Origin of the sequence: Halorubrum trueperi (assembly GCF_042662525.1) — an archaeon.
GTDB classification, from domain to species: domain Archaea; phylum Halobacteriota; class Halobacteria; order Halobacteriales; family Haloferacaceae; genus Halorubrum; species Halorubrum trueperi.
In genome coordinates, this window is record NZ_JBHSXI010000012.1 from 150965 (window position 1) to 166624 (window position 15660).

General features: G+C 68.6%; 12 protein-coding genes. 3 read left to right on the forward strand and 9 right to left on the reverse strand.

Translation table 11 applies throughout. The features are described from left to right. Window positions 1-7: 7 nt before the first annotated feature. Window positions 8-967, reverse strand: coding sequence for a hypothetical protein (locus ACFQEY_RS11255; RefSeq protein ID WP_379768541.1), 960 nt, complete (start codon window positions 965-967; stop codon window positions 8-10). 141 nt (window positions 968-1108) lie between these two features. Here ACFQEY_RS11255 and ACFQEY_RS11260 point away from each other — a divergent pair, with 141 nt between their 5' ends. Continuing rightward, window positions 1109-2326, forward strand: a complete 1218-nt coding sequence (locus tag ACFQEY_RS11260; RefSeq protein ID WP_379768543.1) for an iron-containing alcohol dehydrogenase family protein — start codon at window positions 1109-1111, stop codon at window positions 2324-2326. Between the two features lie 713 nt (window positions 2327-3039). Here the strand turns inward: ACFQEY_RS11260 and ACFQEY_RS11265 are convergent. The 3 genes from ACFQEY_RS11265 to ACFQEY_RS11275 all read right to left on the reverse strand — a co-directional run bounded on the left by ACFQEY_RS11265 (window position 3040) and on the right by ACFQEY_RS11275 (window position 6354). Then, window positions 3040-4170 (reverse strand): hypothetical protein, encoded by a 1131-nt coding sequence (locus ACFQEY_RS11265; protein WP_379768545.1) that lies wholly within the window; start codon window positions 4168-4170, stop codon window positions 3040-3042. A 106-nt stretch (window positions 4171-4276) separates the two neighbouring features. Then, window positions 4277-5779, reverse strand: a complete 1503-nt coding sequence (locus ACFQEY_RS11270) for an MATE family efflux transporter (RefSeq protein WP_379768547.1) — start codon at window positions 5777-5779, stop codon at window positions 4277-4279. Between the two features lie 143 nt (window positions 5780-5922). Continuing rightward, window positions 5923-6354, reverse strand: a complete 432-nt coding sequence (locus tag ACFQEY_RS11275; RefSeq protein WP_379768549.1) for an EamA family transporter — start codon at window positions 6352-6354, stop codon at window positions 5923-5925. A 196-nt stretch (window positions 6355-6550) separates the two neighbouring features. On the opposite strand from ACFQEY_RS11275, the gene ACFQEY_RS11280 reads away from it, so the two are divergent. Both ACFQEY_RS11280 and ACFQEY_RS11285 read left to right on the forward strand, forming a co-directional pair. Then, complete coding sequence (locus ACFQEY_RS11280) at window positions 6551-9460, forward strand: hypothetical protein (protein ID WP_379768551.1); 2910 nt, start codon at window positions 6551-6553, stop codon at window positions 9458-9460. An 81-nt stretch (window positions 9461-9541) separates the two neighbouring features. Next, window positions 9542-10309, forward strand: coding sequence for a VOC family protein (locus ACFQEY_RS11285; RefSeq protein ID WP_379768553.1), 768 nt, complete (start codon window positions 9542-9544; stop codon window positions 10307-10309). Between the two features lie 46 nt (window positions 10310-10355). On the opposite strand, the gene ACFQEY_RS11290 is transcribed toward ACFQEY_RS11285, so the two are convergent. The 5 genes from ACFQEY_RS11290 to ACFQEY_RS11310 all read right to left on the reverse strand — a co-directional run bounded on the left by ACFQEY_RS11290 (window position 10356) and on the right by ACFQEY_RS11310 (window position 15654). Beyond that, on the reverse strand, window positions 10356-12713 hold the full coding sequence (locus ACFQEY_RS11290; RefSeq protein WP_379768555.1) for a hybrid sensor histidine kinase/response regulator: 2358 nt from the start codon (window positions 12711-12713) through the stop codon (window positions 10356-10358). 137 nt (window positions 12714-12850) lie between these two features. Next, entirely contained in the window at window positions 12851-13279 is a 429-nt protein-coding gene (locus ACFQEY_RS11295; RefSeq protein WP_379768557.1) for a Zn-ribbon domain-containing OB-fold protein, read from the reverse strand. After that, entirely contained in the window at window positions 13276-14442 is a 1167-nt protein-coding gene (locus ACFQEY_RS11300) for a thiolase domain-containing protein (RefSeq protein ID WP_379768559.1), read from the reverse strand. Before ACFQEY_RS11300 ends, ACFQEY_RS11295 begins: the two co-directional genes overlap by 4 nt. Before the next feature lie 135 nt (window positions 14443-14577). After that, window positions 14578-15330 carry a proteasome assembly chaperone family protein gene (locus ACFQEY_RS11305; protein ID WP_379768561.1) on the reverse strand — a complete coding sequence of 251 codons (753 nt, stop codon included), beginning with the start codon at window positions 15328-15330 and terminating at the stop codon, window positions 14578-14580. Window positions 15331-15471: 141 nt separating this feature from the next. After that, window positions 15472-15654 (reverse strand): RNA-protein complex protein Nop10, encoded by a 183-nt coding sequence (locus tag ACFQEY_RS11310; RefSeq protein WP_379768563.1) that lies wholly within the window; start codon window positions 15652-15654, stop codon window positions 15472-15474. Window positions 15655-15660 lie beyond the last annotated feature (6 nt).

The window sequence follows — 15660 nt, forward strand, 5'->3', positions numbered from 1 at the left end:
TGTCGAATCACCACTCGTCGGTCCGATCGTCGATGAACGACTGTGCCCGTGGGACCACGGCCGATCGGATTCCCTCCGGATCGACGCTCGCTCGGGTTCCGTCGCCGAGGCTGACAGGGGTCTCGCGAGCGAGCGATTCGACGATCCGGTCCGTGAGCGAATCCACCGTCACCGGGTCGCCGTGCCGTTCGATGGCAGCGACGACCCGATCGAAGCGCTCCCGGGTCGCGTGGCTCTCGACGAGCGCGTCCGGGTCGTCGGCGGCGGCGATCGATTCGTCGTCATTCGCCGGTTTGCCGCCGTTCGCGGGTTCGCCGTCGTTCGCCGGTTCGGTCCCGATTTCTCCCGTTATTTTTCCCCGTCCGCCGCGCTTGTTCCGGACGACGACGCCGGCGGCGGGACCGTCTCGCCACGCCGAGTCCGGGATCGCGTATGCGTCCGGATCGAAGTCGCGGGCGTTCACCTCTCGTTCGACGGCGTCGACGGGCGCGAGCCCCACACCCTCGAATATCGCCGCGGCGGCGTCCGGCGGGCGGAACGCGCCCTCGCGGCCCTTCGCATCCTCCGCGGACACGTCCGCTGTGTCCACGTCCTCCGTATCCACGTCTTCCGCGTACACGTCGGTCCCGAGGAACGGCGGGAGGCGAGCCCAGTCGTAGTCGGTCCCGCGGCGGTGGGTTGCGACGCCGAAGAAGGTGATCCCTTCGGGATCGTTCACGGCGGCGCGGAGCGCCTCTCGGTCGAACTCCTCCCGGACGTGGCGGACCGCGGGTCGGAGTTCGAGCGGGACCTCCCCGTCGTCCGCGTACGTCGCCTTCGGGTCGCCGAACCGGAGCAGTCCGGTCTCGTCCATCCGAAACCGGAGGCCGGTCCCGTCGATCAGTTCGAGGATCCAGAGGTGGCCCCGGAGGAGGTCGTCCGGCGCGGCACCGTCGGTGACCGTCGGGAGCGGGGAGAACGCGCGCATGGTGGGAGCGGTCGGTGTCAACCGTATCGAGACCTGCGTCCTCCAGCGGGTTGGCTCTTTGGGGGTGTGCCGAGGTCACCGTACTCGGCTCCGGCGACTGCTCCCACAGCTACAAACCGCTCCCCGGCGTATCGCCGTCCCATGCTACCGATCGCAGACGCCTTCGAACACGACTACCGAGGCTGTGAGATCCTGTACGGTCGCGGCCGAATCGGTGACCTCGGCGAGTACCTCGGCGAGCGGGACCTGACCGACGCGCTCGTCGTTTGCGGGTCGAACGTCGGTGCGAACGACGACCTGCTGGACCCGATCCGGGAAGGACTGGGCGACCGTCTGGCGGGCGTCTTCGCCGGGACGACGCCGGACAAGCGCGTCGAGAGTGCCTTCGATCTCCTCGACCGGCGGGCCGAGGTCGGTGCCGACGTCCTCGTCGCTGTGGGCGGCGGCAGCAGCCTCGACACCGCTCGGCAGGCACCGATGCTCGACGCGGACGGCCGCGACCTCGCCGACCTCCGCGGCGACGCCGAAGCCGGTCCGGACGCTCTCGGCGAGCTCGCGCCCGAGTCGGACCCGGCGCTCCCGGTCGTGGTAATCCCGACGACGTTCGCGGGCGCGGACCTCTCGACCGGCGGGTCACTGGAGGTGCTCGCGGCCGACGCGTCGCCGACCGGTCAGCCGCTGACCGTCAGCGGCGACGCGCCGATGCCGATCGCGGACCTCGCGGATCCGGCGCTGTTCGAGACGACGCCGGAATCGGTGCTCGCGGGCTCGGCGATGAACGGGTTCGACAAGGGGATCGAGACGCCCTACGCCGCCGACGCCACGCCCGTGAGCGACGCGGCCGCACTCCACGGACTGCGGCTCCTCCGCGACTCGTTGCCCGTCGTCGCCGGCGATCGCGCACACGCCGATCCCGCGGCCGCGATGGACCGCGCTGTAGTCGGCGCGCTGCTCGTGCAGCTCGACCGGAAGATCTCGGTCATCCACGCGTTCGGCCACGGCTTCGCGCGACGGTACGACCTCCAGCAGGGCGACGTGCACGCCGTCGTCGCCCCGCACGTCCTCGCGTACCTCTTCGACGAGGTCGACGCGAGCCGCCGCGCGCTCGCGGCCGGGCTCGGCGTCGACGCCGAGGGCCGGTCGGACGAGGCGGTCGCCGAGGGCGTCGTCGAGGCGGTCGCGGCGGTCAGAGACGACCTCGCCGTCCCGTCCCGGCTTCGAGACCTTCCGGAAACCGACGAGGCGGACCTCCCCGCGATCGCCGAGTACGTCGTCGACGACTGGTGTATGAGCCGCGCGCCCGACGGGCTCGACGCGACGCCGGCGGCGATCGAGGGGGTCCTGCGCGCGGCGTGGTGAGCTATTTTGGGAGTGGGGATCGGAGATCGTCGTTAGCGACGTGATATTTAAAAGAGAACCCCCGCAGCGACGATTGCTTATAAATGATCGAGGCGGTGGCGTGCCTCCGAGCGCCCGTTAGGGCGCGAGGAGCCCGCGAGGGACGCGGTGAGCGCTCGGAGAGCGCGAACCGCGAGGCTGGGGAGGCGTGAGGTGCGGGGCGGTTGCGGTGTGGGGTGGGACTCAAAGGGGCAGCTGCGAGGCGGGCGCAGGCGTTCACGAGAGCAGAGCTCTCGTGAGCCAATCAGAACGCAAAGCGTTCTGATGACGACGTAAGCACTGGAGGGAGCGAGTGAAATGAGCGACTGAAGTGCGTGGTTCGAGAGAGCTTTGCTCTCTCGTCATCCCGAAAATCTTCGATTTTCGGGCGACAGCGAGCGTGCGCCCGCCTCGCAGCTGGGGCTTTGGAGGAGTTCACCGCCCCAGCAACGATTTATAAACAATCAATGCCTCAGACACCGCGATTCACCTCGGAGTCAACGATATATAAACAGCCGCCAGAAACCACATTCGAGCACTTATAAACGCCGACTCCAACGCAGTGAGATCCATACTCCCGAAATCGATCAGGAGCCACCGTTCAGCGACCGGCTGTTTCGGACGAGAATGTACCAGAAAAAGCGGATTTCAACAGCGCCCCGCAAACGTGTACGACCGCCAACGTCTGGCTTCGCTCATATATTGGTTATGAACAGTTGAACGGCCTTCGGAAGTACGATACTGATCAGGAGCTGTGACCAGATGGAGAACGTTGCTGGATACTCGTTAGTTTCGCTCACGATGCTCATTCGATGTCTGATTTCCTCGACGACGTCTTCCTTGTCCTGTGAGACGGTGTAGGTCGCGATGTCCCACGGGTTGTTTGTGTACCGTTTTCTGACCTCCTCTAACCGGCGTAGTTCGCGTCGTTTCTCCCGATGCATGAACCGATGAAGGATGAAGACGCCGAATCCGATCGTCGCGATCGTTCCGACCCACGCGAGCGTGAAAAACAGGTTCGTCGCCGCCGTCACTTCGACCGTCGGATCTGAGAGCATCGGCTCATAGACGATGAGTGCGACGATGATCAGTCCAGCGACCATATAGTAATACGCGTGTTTGATGAGCTCTCCGAGCGGCCGAAGTCCGCCTAGTTGTTCGGGGTCGAGAAAGTGGATCCCGATGTCGGATTTCCAGAGACGCCACGGTGCGATGAGAACGATCGAGAGGTAGATCGCGAAAAACTGAGCGGCCATACTCAACCAGATCGGGTTTGCGACTGTGAATCCGAGGAACCCCGAAAGTCCGTAGTCACGGTACACAGCAACCGGCCCACCGAGCGAGAGCATCCGGATATAGGGCACGCTGACCGTTCCAAGGAACAGTCCCCACGGAAGCCAGTTCGGCACGATACGAATCAGCCGTTCGGGGGAACTGGCTCGCTCCGAAATGTTCATTTCCTCCATCACCTGCTGATACCGCTCACATAGCGCCCGTGAGCCGTACACCGCGCCGAGTAGCCCGATTGGCTGGAGAATGAAGAACGGGTTCTGAAAGATGTGTGCCGTACCCGAAACCAGGTAGGATCGTCCCTGCAACGCGATCTCGATGCCGAGAATCATCACGATAGCGTACAGGTACGACGGCCGTATCTGGCCCGGTAATCGGTCGGCGATCCAGCCGAATCCGATTTGCCGGGCCAGCCTATCTAACCACAAGTCCTCGTCGAAGGTCACCGAACGGTCAGCGTCGTCGGCAGCCTCGTTCACGAGCGCACTTTCTTTCCAGTCAAAGGAATCGGGGGATGCGTCACCGGCGTCGCTCATAGATGCCGGTTCACCGACGGAATATAAAAAACCGGTTCCAGCACCGTAAGCGGAGTTACCCGGTCGGGCCTCATCGCGAGCCGTGCTCCGTTCGGGCCCTTCGCGCTCAGCCGTCCGCGGATGCGTCCGGTCGGTACGCCTCGCTTATGGCCTTCCACTTGCCGGAGCGGAACCGCCAGTAGTTGATCGCGGCGGGTATCGTCGTCTCGGCGAGAAACGCCAGGTAGAGGCCCCACAACCCGATCGCGGGCAGCGCGATCTCGGGGATCGTGAGTCCCGTGAGCGGCACGTCGATCGCCGGCGTCGTGTCGTATGCGCCGACGTACGCGAGCGGGATCGACACGCAGAACATCCCGAGAAACTGGCTCGCGAAGGGGATCTTGGTGTCGCCGGCCGCGTCGAGGGGACCGGCCGCACCGCCCGAGACGCCTTGGAAGACGACGGCGACGCAGGCCGCGTACACGAGGTCGACGGCGATCGGTATCTCAGGACTGTCCGGCGTCTCGGCGAACAGGGTGACGATGTCGGTCGCGAAGACCGCCGTGAGCGCCGCGAACACCACGTACGTCGCCACCGAGAACCGGATGATATCGCGTGCGTACGCCGCCGCCTCCGCGGGGTCTTCGCCGCCGAGTTCCTGCCCGACCAGGCTGGAGGAGGCGAGTCCGAAGCCCCAGCCAGGGGCGTTCATGATCCCCCAGATGCGCCGCGCGATGACGAACGCCGCGACGGTGTTCTCGCCAAACACGTCGAGGATGGCTAACATCGGGAACTCCGCGACGGTCCACACGAGGTTCCGAGCGCCGACCGGGAGCCCGATCTCGACGAGGTCCCGGAGCATCTCGGGGTTCAGGTACGAGCCGAACGGGTCGATCGAGATCGGAAACTCGCCGAGACCGGGGAGTCGTCCCCACGCGAGGCCACCCGCGAACGCCGCGGCGGCCGCGACGTTCGAGAGCACGGTCCCGAGGGCCGCGCCCTCCACGCCCCACCCGAATCCGAAGATGAAGAGGGCGCTGAGCACGATGTTCGCGAGTGCGCCGCCGGCGCGGACCTGCATCGCGGTGTAGGCGTCGTCGCAGCCGACGAGCACCCGGCTCCCGACGAGGTTCAACGCCGCGAAGGGGACGCCGAGACCGACGACGCGCAGGTAGGCCGCTCCCAGCTCGATCGCTCGCTCGTTGCTGCTCAGGACGTCGATGAGGGCGGTCGAGTGCGACCAGAACGCGACCGAGACCGGAACGGTGACCAGCACGACGAGGAGGACGCTCGCCCGGACGGCGTCACCGAGCTCGGCGAACGCCTCTGCACCGTATCGCTGGGAGACCAACGCGATGGTTCCGCCGGCGACCCCGCCGCCGATCGCGAACGCGAGCCCCCAGTAGGGGCCGGCGAAGCCGACGCCGGCGACCGCGCTGGTGCCGACCGCGACGCCCACCATCGCCACGTCGACCGCGTTCTTCGACATCCGGGCGATCCCCGTGACGATCCGCGGCCACGCGAGGTCCGCCGTCCGAACCACCCGGTGACGGTCGATCAATCCCGCCCTGGCGAGGGCGAAACCGATGTAGCATATCGCGGCACGGAAGGGGTTCGGAAGGCGGGCCACTGCGGATACGGGCCTTTCTCCGTCGGTAGTAAAGGGATTTCGTCACGCGGCGGGCGTTTCCGGATCGGCCGCGAGGTGCGGCGCTCGACGTGCGTTTCCGGGTCGTGGTCGACAGCTCGCTTGACGAGCGGCGACGCCGTGGATCACGCCCCGGAAACGAGGTACACCGACGCGGCGGCGAGGGCGATCCCGAGCGCCTTCCGCACGGTGAACGACTCTCCCAGAACCAGGAAGCCGATGACGGAGGAGAACACCAGGAACATCGCGAAGATCGGCGTCACCACGCTCACTGGACCGAGCGCGAGCGCGCGGTACAGCGCGAGGATCCCGATGCCGAGGAACACGCCCGCCGCGAGCACGTACGCGATCTTCGGCGAGCCGAGGTGCGCGGTGAACCCCTGATTCGTGTACGCGAGCACGCCGAGCGCCATGCCGACGAGCAGGACGTTCGAGACCACGACGGCGACGTCGCTCGGAACCGCGTCCGGTCCCGTGGTCGCGACCCGCATCAACGGCGAGACCAACGCGTACGCGGCCATCGCGAGAAGGGCGTACGGGAGGTACGTCGGTTGCATACCCGCACCGTCGACGCCGCGCGCGAAGTGCCTATCGGAAGCGGTAGAGACGATGGGGAGTGTCCGAGACGAGGGGGAGTGTCCGAGACGAGGGGGAACCGATCGGTCCGCTCGGGAGCGACCCGCGCTCCCGATACCTACAACGTCGGTTTGTGTCTCCCGTGCTCTTTTACCACGCGCGTCTGTATCGCCGGCCATGGTACGACCCTCCAGACGGGGCTTCCTCGGCGGAAGCGCCCTGACGCTCGCCGCGCTGACCGGTTTCGTCGACCCCGCGACCGACGCGGACGCCCGCTCGCGCTCGAATGACGCGCCGACCGACCTCGACGTCGACGTCTCCGCACCGTTCGCCGACGCGCTCCTTCCGGTGCCGGCGGCGGACGCGCTGTCGACGACGTACGCGACCGTCATCGCCGACCGCGTCGACGCCGACGCGACCGAGGACCTGTCCTATCGCGCCCGGTCCGCCACGGAGACGCTCGACGTGGACGCGGACTCGCTGTCGGCGACGGTCTCGATCGCGCCGACCGACCGTGGGGTCCGGCTGTTGACCGCGGCGGGCTCGTTCGGCCGGATCGACGGCGGGGAGACGCTCGCGGTCGGCGAGGGCGGAGACGATGGCGGCGACGCCGAAACGACGGACGACCTCCCGACCGGCTGGCGGCTCGCGGACGACGGCGAGGCCGCGTTCGTCGCGGGCGACGGCGTGGCGGCGGCGACGATCGGCGGCGGCCCGACTCCGGCCGCATCCGGCGGCGGGGCCGCGTCGAGAGACGACGGGGACGACCGGCGCGTCGAGACCGCTCGAACGGCCGGCCGCGCCGCCGTCGGCGAGGTCGACCGGCTCGCGGAGGGGCCGCTGGGCGAGGCGGCGCTCCCGCGTCTCGGCGGGTTCGAGACGGTTCTTCTCGTCCCCGACGCCGCAGAGGGGCCGTTCCCGTCGGCGGTCTCTGGCGGGGTCGACGCGTTCGCCGCCGGCTTCGAGACGGCCCCGGAGGACCTCCGCGGGTTGGAGGGGACCGCCGAGAACGCCTACGTGATCCGGCCCGACGGCGACGCGCTCGACAGTGGGGGCGGGGCGAACGCGCTCGCGGACGAGGCGGTCGAGCGGCTCGTTCGCGCTGTCGACCCCGCCGTGCCGGTCGAGACCGACGTCTCGCGGACGGACGGACTGGTCCTCGTCGATGTCGTGGTCGAAGCGCCACCGGAGCTGGACGGCGAGGCGGCTCCCGACGCGCGCGTCGGATCTCAGTTCGACCGTGAGGCCGGCGCGGTGACGTTTCACCACCGCGAGGGCGACGCGGTGCCAGCCGACGCGCTCGAGGTGTGGCACGACGGTGAGGAGGTGAGCGACGCGGTCCTCGACGGCGAGGCGTTCGAGGCGGGCGACGAGTTCGTCGTCGACACCGGCCGGATCGGGACCGTCACGCTGCGGTGGTTCGACGCCGAGGAGAACGCCTACTACACGTACGCTCGCCGGCGCGTCGACCGCGAGGCGTTCACCTTCTCCTACGACATGGAGGACGAGACGCTGGAGCTGGCCTACGACGGCGAGAACCCGGCCGATCCGAGCGACCTCCGGCTGGTACACCGCGGAGACGACGGCGTCCGGACGGTCGGCGAATCGTTCACCGACGGCACGCTCGAACCGGACGACGCGGTCACCGTCGAGGACGTGTCGATCGGCGACCGCGTGCGGCTGGAGTTCGACGTGGAGACCCCGCCGGGCGTCGGTGGCGGTTCGCTCGCGCACTACCGCGCGTCGCCGCCGCACGTCTGGATCCACTCGCGCGCCGAGGCGGGGACGGTCGTCCGGTACGGCGGCGAGGCGTCCCGCCCCGCCGACGCGTTCGTGACGCTGGTCGACGGGGAGCCGACCGACGCGCAGTTCGCCGACGAACACGACACGCTTTCGGACGGCGACGAAGTGGCGCTCGACGAGCTCCCGCTGGGAAGCACGGTCGCGGTCGAGTGGCGCGAGCCCGACGACCCGGTTGTCGTCGCCGAGCAGGAGGTCGTCCCGAACACGCGCGCGTCGATCAACTACGACCCGGAGGCCGGCGAAATTGAGGTGCGCCACCGGGGCGGGCGGGCGCTGTCCGCGTCGGAGCTGGAGCTGCAGGCCGGCCGGGAGCCGACCCAGGTGCAGCCCGAAGACGAACTGGACGAATTCGGGGACGGAGACTCCTTCACCGCTTCCGTCCCGCCGCTCTCGCGGGTGCGGCTCGTCTGGGTCGGCGGGCAGCGAGAGCACCACCTCGGCGGAACGACCACGGCTCGCGACGCGGTGACCGCGCGCTACGACGCCGCCGCAGAGGAGATGTCCGTCGAGTACGTCGGCGAGCAATCGGTCGATCCGGAGCGGCTGCGGATCTCGGCGAACGGCCCGGGCTCGCCGCGGAATCGCGAGCGCGAGTCCCTGTTCGCGGCCGAGTACGACGAGCTGACGGCCGGTGACGCGGTGACGGTCGAGGGCGTCGGACTGGACGACACCGTGATCGTCAGCGTCCACACCGAGTTCGAGAACGGCTCGGCGACGAGCTCGATTGCACACTTCTCGGCGTCGCCTCGCCGCGGATTCGTCGTCGAGTCCGACGAGGGCGGCGCGGGGACGACCCTCCGCTACGTCGGCGAGGTCCGCCGCGATCCCGAGACGTTCCGGGTCCTCGTCGACGGCGAACCCGCCGACGCGCAGCCGGCCGACGAAGCGGATCAGTTGACCGGCGGCGAGACGCTCTCGCTCGGCGAGCTGTCGGCCGGGACGGCGGTGACCGTGGAGTGGACCGCCGGCGGCGAGACTCGGACCGTGACCGAGCACGCAATCCCGCCGCAGGCGACGTTCGAGGTGGCGTTCGACCCGGCCGAGGAGGACGACGGCGGGGACGTGACGTTCACCCACGCCGGCGGAGACGCCCTCGACACCGAGCGCGTCGACGTGGTCGTCGAACCCGGGAGCGACGGGCTACGGCCGTGGGACGCCGACGGCGACGAGGTGACGGACGGCGACGAGACGACCGTCGCGGTCGACGAAGAGCCGCACATGGCCGTCGTCGTCTTCGACGAGCGCGAGTCGCTTCACCGGGAGCGGTTCGACCGGGAAGGGTAGCTCGCGGGGCGCGCGAACCACCGACCGCGATCCGCGGCCTTCAGTACGCTTTTGAGGCGAGCGACCGATCTATTGGGTGTTATGGACGGAACCTTCGACCACGTGATGATCCGCGTCGAGGACCTAGAGGAGAGCCTCGACTGGTACCAGACCCACCTGAACTACGAGGAGAAGGGCCGCTGGGAGGCCGACACGTTCACGAACGTCTACCTCGGGCCCGAGAACATGCACGAGGACGGCGCGCGCCTCGAACTCACCTACAACCACGGCGACCACAGCTACGAGATCGGCGACGCGTGGGGCCACATCGCCGTTCGCGTCCCCGAAGACGCCCTCCAAGAGTCGTACGATCAACTGCTGGACGAGGGCGTCGAGGACTATCGCGATCCGGAATCCTGCGGGAACCGCTACGCGTTCGTGAAAGACCCCGACGGCCACGAGATCGAGATCGTCAAGCGGGACTACGGCGCGAAGTGGAGCATCGACCACACGATGGTCCGCGTCGAGGACGCCGACGAGGCCCTCGGCTACTGGACTCGTAAGTTCGAGCACTCGGAGGCCCGCGACCGCTGGGAGGCAGACACCTTCTCGAACTACTTCGTGGCCCCCGAAGACGCCCCCCAAGAGGCGATGACGCTCGAACTCACCTACAACTACGACGGCCGCGAATACACGATGGGCGACGGCTGGGGACACCTCTGTGTCCGCGTCGAGGACCTCGACGAGGCGTGGGATCGGCTGATGGTCCGCGAAGCGTCCGACTACCGCGATCCAGAGTCGTGTGACCACCGGTACGCGTTCACGAAAGACCAGGACGGCCACGAGATCGAACTGCTCGTCCGCGACTGACGCCGCCGATCGACGGCTTCCGACGGCCGCGATCGGTCCGTACCGATCAGTCGACGGTCTCGACGCCCGTCACCTCGAACCGCGCGCCACCGCTTCGTTCCGCCGTGACTTCGACGTTCCAGCCGTGGGCGTCGGCCACCTGCTCGACGATGCGGAGCCCGAAGCCGGTCCCGGCATCCGAAGTCGAGTAGCCGACGTCGAAGACGGTCTCGCGCTCCTCGGGCTGGATCCCGGGTCCGTCGTCCTCCACGAAGAACCCGTTCGCGCCGTCGAGCGATCCAACCCTCACGATCACGTCGTCGCCGCCGTGCTCGACGGCGTTCCGGATCAGGTTCTCTAGCACCTGCTGGAGCCGACTCTCGTCGGCTCGGAACGTCAGATCCCGCTCGACGATCAGCTCGGCGTTTGCGGTGTCGACGTTCGCCCAACAGGACTCGAAAACTGCGGAGAGCCGGACCGGGTGCGTCTCGTTCACGCGCTCGCCTTCCCTGGCGAGCGTGAGCAGATCGGCGATCAGCGTGTCCATCCGCTCGTGGGCCGCCAGCGCGATGTCGAGGTGTTCGGAGTCGCAATCGTCGCGCGCGAGTTCGACCCGCCCCTGCGCCACATTCAGCGGGTTCCGGAGGTCGTGCGAGACGACGCTGGCGAACTCCTCTAACCGGTCATTCTGTCGCTCCAGTTCCGCGCTTCGCTGGTGGAGTCGCCTGGTTCGTGCCTCGGACTGGAACGCGGTCTCCGCCGCGGTCGCCAGTATCTTCGCGAGGAACTCGTCGGTCCCGTCGAACACGCCGGCCTCCGTCTCGCCGATGGAAATCGTCCCGTACTCGCCGATCGGCAGGATCATGAGGCTTCGAAGTCCGGTTCCGGAGTCAAGCGCGCCGGCGGTCTCGATGTCGTCGTACACCGCCGGCTCACCCGCGTCGAACGCCCCCCAGTTGAGGCTCCCGTCATCCGGCGTGAAGATCCCGCGGGGCGGAAGCAGGTCGTCCGCGATCTGCGAGACTGCAACGGGAACGAGCCCGCCCGCATCCTCGTCGTACAGGCGAACGGTCGCCACCGAGAACCCGAGCACCTCATCGGCGGCGTCGATGACCCGGTCCGCGATCTCCTCCCGCGACCCCGCTCGGATCAGGCTTCGGGTCGCGTCGTGGAGCCGCTCCAGCCGGGACTCCCGGGCGACGCGGTCGAGGGCGGCCTCCAAGTGGTTCGCCAGGATCTCGGCGATGAGGACGTCCGTCTCGGTGAACGCGTTCGCGGTCGACGCCGAGATGACGAACAGCCCGTGGCCGCCGATTGGATGGAGCACGAGGCTCTCCGCGGGCGTGTCCTCGTCGATCCGCCCCGACGTCGACAGCTCGCCGATGGCGATCGGCTCGTCGCTCGCGTACGCCTCCCACGCGAGGGCCGCGCGGGTCCCCGGCGGCGCGGCCCGGTCGTAGGACGGAAGCTCGTCGAAGAACGCCGGGACCGACTCCGCGAGCGCGTTCGGTTCGAGCGCGTCCCCCTCGTCGTTCAGGAGGTGGATCCCGCTCAGCTCCGCGCCCACGATCTCGTCGACCGCGTCGACGGCCAGCCGAGTCGTCTCCTCGACCGTTCGGGTGTAGTTGAGTCCGTGCGTCCATTCGCGGAGCTGCGTCAGCTTCTCCTCGCGCCGTTTCCGGTTGGAGATGTCGCGAGTGTTGATCACGTATCCCCCCACCGCGTGCTCGTCCAGCCGGTTACTGCCGATGGACTCGACCCACCGGTAGCCGCCGTCGGAACACCGAAGCCGGTATTCCACCGTCGGGTTTCCGGTCACGTCGGTGAGCGATCTGTTAAACACCTCGACGACGGACTCTCGATCGTCGGGGTGGACGTATTCGAACGCGTGCTCGCCGATCAGTTCATCGGGTTCGAACCCGAGCACTCGCTCGATTGACGGGCTGAGGTACCGAAACGTCCCATCCGCATCGAGGACCGAGACGATGTCGCTCGAGTGTTCGACGAACGCCTTGGTTCGTTCCGCTTCCCGTTCGAGACGGCATTTCTCGACGGCGTCGACGATCCGGTTCGCTAAGAGTTCGTACTGTTCGGTGCCGCTCTCCTTCTGGATGTAGTCGGTGACGTCGGCCGAGATAGCCTCGCTCGCGACCGACTCCGACCCCTTTCCGGTGTACAGGATGAACGGGAGATCGGCGTCTCGATCCCGAACGGCTTCGAGGAATTCGATCCCGTTCGGACCCGGCATGTCGTGGTCGGAGACGATACAGTCGATGTCCCGTTCCGCGATCCACGCGAGCGCCTCGGTCGCGTTCGACGCCGTCTCGACGGCGATCCGATCGTCTTCGCGTTCGAGAAACGATGAAACCAGTTCCGTGAGGTCCGGATCGTCGTCGACGTGGAGCACGCGGATCCGGTCTTCCATGGCCCAAGGTACTGACGACTGCGGTATAACTATTTTGACACCGTAAGCGGATCGTCGACGAGCACACGCCCGCGGCCCGTCGGTCGAGCGTCCGCGACCCGTCGGTCGAGACGCCTACGTCTCGTCGGCCGAGACTCCTACGTCCCGTCGGTCGGCCTGAATACGACGAGCGGCTCCCCGTCGGTCGCCCGCTCCGCGACGTCGACCGCGACCGAGTCGCCGACGTCGACGGCCGCCGCCTCGGAGGCGACACCGCGAACCACTCCAGTGAGACGGACGGGTCCGACGTCGACGATCGCGGTGACGTACGGAGCGTCGTCGGCGAACCGCGGCGAGGGAACGTGGACGACGGTGTACGATTCGACGGTTCCGGTAGCCGGGAGGGACTCCCGCGGAAGGTCGGTCGTCCCGCACTCGGGACACACCCGTCGCGGCGGAAGAGACCCGTGTCCGTCAGGACAGACAAGCGCGTACCCCTCCCCCTCGGCGAGCGCGTCGAGCCACTCGTCGTAGCCGGCGTTGCGGGCGGGGGCCGGGCCCTTACCGCCGTATTCGCCGTCGCTCATTCCGCCACCTCCAGCACGTGGACGACGGCGCTGGCGACGGTCCCGCCGGCGTTGTGGGCGACGCCCACCTCCGCGTCCGCCACGTGCTCGCTGTTCGGGTGATCCCCGCGCAGGAGCCGGGTCAGCTCCGCGATCTGCGACCCGCCGGTCGCTCCGACAGGGTGGCCCTTCGCCTTCAGACCACCCGAGAGATTCACCGGCACGTCGCCGTCCGCGGTGGTGAGGCCGTCACGGGCGGCTGCGATGCCCTCGCCGCGCTCGGCGAGCCCGAGCGACTCCACGGCGAACACCTCCGCGATGGTGAAACAGTCGTGGACCTCGGCGACGTCGACGTCGTCGGGCCCCACGCCCGCCGCCGCGTACGCCGTCTCGGCCGCGTCGTCCGCGGCGGCGGTGCGTGCGAGGCGCTCGCGGTCGGCGAGCGCCAGCCGATCGGTCCCCTGCCCGACGCCGGTCACCGCGACCGGCGCGTCGACGCCGCGTTCGGCGGCGTACTCCTCCGAGACGATCACCAGCGCGCTTGCGCCGTCGGTGATCGGACAGGCGTCGTAGAGGTGTAGGGGCTCGGCGACCGGCGGCGCGTCCATCGCCTCGGCGACGGACACCGCCCGACGGAACTGCGCGTACTCGTTCGGCAGCGCGTTCTCGTGGTTCTTCGAGGCGACGTGCGCCAGGTCGCGGCGGCTTCCGCCGTACGCCTCGAAGTACGCGTTCGCCATCAGCGCGTACGCTCCGGGGAACGTCACCCCGGCCCGGACCTCGAACAGGTCGTCGGCGGCGATGGCGAGTCCCTCGGTCGCCTCGGCGGTCGGGAGGTGCGTCATCCGTTCCATGCCCCCGGCGAGGACCACGTCGGCGTCGCCCGCGCGAACGGTTCGGACCGCCTCGCGGACGGCGACTCCGGCCGAGGCGCACGCCTCCTCGTAGCGCGTCGCCGGGCAGCGCACGCCCGCCGCCTCGGCCATCAGCGGGGCCTGATGACCCTGGTGCTCGGAGAGCGAGCCCATGAAATTGCCGTAGTTCAGTTCCTCGACGTCCTCGCGCGGGACGCCGGCGTCCTCGAACGCCCGGAGCGCGGCCGTCGCGAAGAGGTCGCGGCCCGTCCGCTCCGGGTGGCTTCCGAAGCTCGTGAGGCCGACCCCCGCGACGCGTACGTCTGTCATACACGAACGATGGTTGGGGACCGGTTTATCGGTGCCGAAAGCGGTGAGCGTGCGACGGTCGCGACGGCCCCGGAGTTCGAGCCGGTCGGCCGCTTCGAGCCGACGCGTGGACCGCTGTTCGCGGCGGCAGGCCGCTCACCCGATGTACCGAAGGTCGTCGTCCGGGACCGCCGGCCCGTCCTGCATCTCGCGGATCTTGCCGACGACTTCCTCCATCTCCTCGGCGCGGTCCTCCAGGCTCTCGTAGTCGACGGAGAAGTCGAGCAGGGTCTCCAACGTCTCCAGCACGGCGCGCGCGCTCTTCGGATCGACGAGGTAGCCGCTCGTCTCGCCCATCAGGCACGCGGCGTCGAGGCCGCGGCGTCCGCCGAGCCCGAGCACGAGCCCCGAGACGCCGACGATGCCGCCGGCGGGTTCGTCGGGCCGGAACTCGACGCCGGCGTCGGTCAGCTCGTCGATGAGGCCGCCGCCGGAGACCGCGCCGAGGACCGTGTACTCTTCGACGAGTTCGCCCGTCGGCACGCCGCCGAGGGCGAACGCGCGCCCCGCACCGAACTCCTCCGCGACGTCGAGGAACGTCGAGGTCAGCCGGTAGTGGCCGGCGTTGGAGCCGGCCTGATGGTCGCCGGTCAGCACGAGAAGGTCGGCACCGTCCGTCTCGACCGCGTGGAACTCCGCGCAGGTCAGTTCGGCGACCCCGTCGCCGTCGACGTTCACCTGCGGCGGAAACTCGGTGCTGTACACGCGACGAACCAGCTCCCCGTCGAACTCCTCCAGCAGGTACTCGGCGGCGAGCTTCCCCACGTGGCCGACGCCCGGCAGTCCCTCGATCAAAACCGGGTCGTCGAGCGCCGGTTCCGCGACCTCGTCGATCTCGATGTCCTCCATACCGGATCCGTCCGAGGGGCGCTCACAAGAGGGTGGCTATTCCGGCGTCGCGACGGGGCGGCGTCTCGGCCGCGTCGACGGCGTCATCGGCAACGTCGACGCGAACCTCGACCGGCAACGTCGACGCGAACCTCGACCGCGCTACTCCGCGGTGCGTCGACGAGCCCGGCGTCGGTATTCGCCGTAGGGATCCTCCGGGCTGAAGGGGGCGGGAGCGCTGTTTTCGGTCGGACCGCCGCACTCCGGGCATCGGTCACCGAGCGCGTACACCGGACGGTCGTGGACGGTCTCCCAGTTCGCGCAGACGCGGATATCTGATTTCACGGTGAA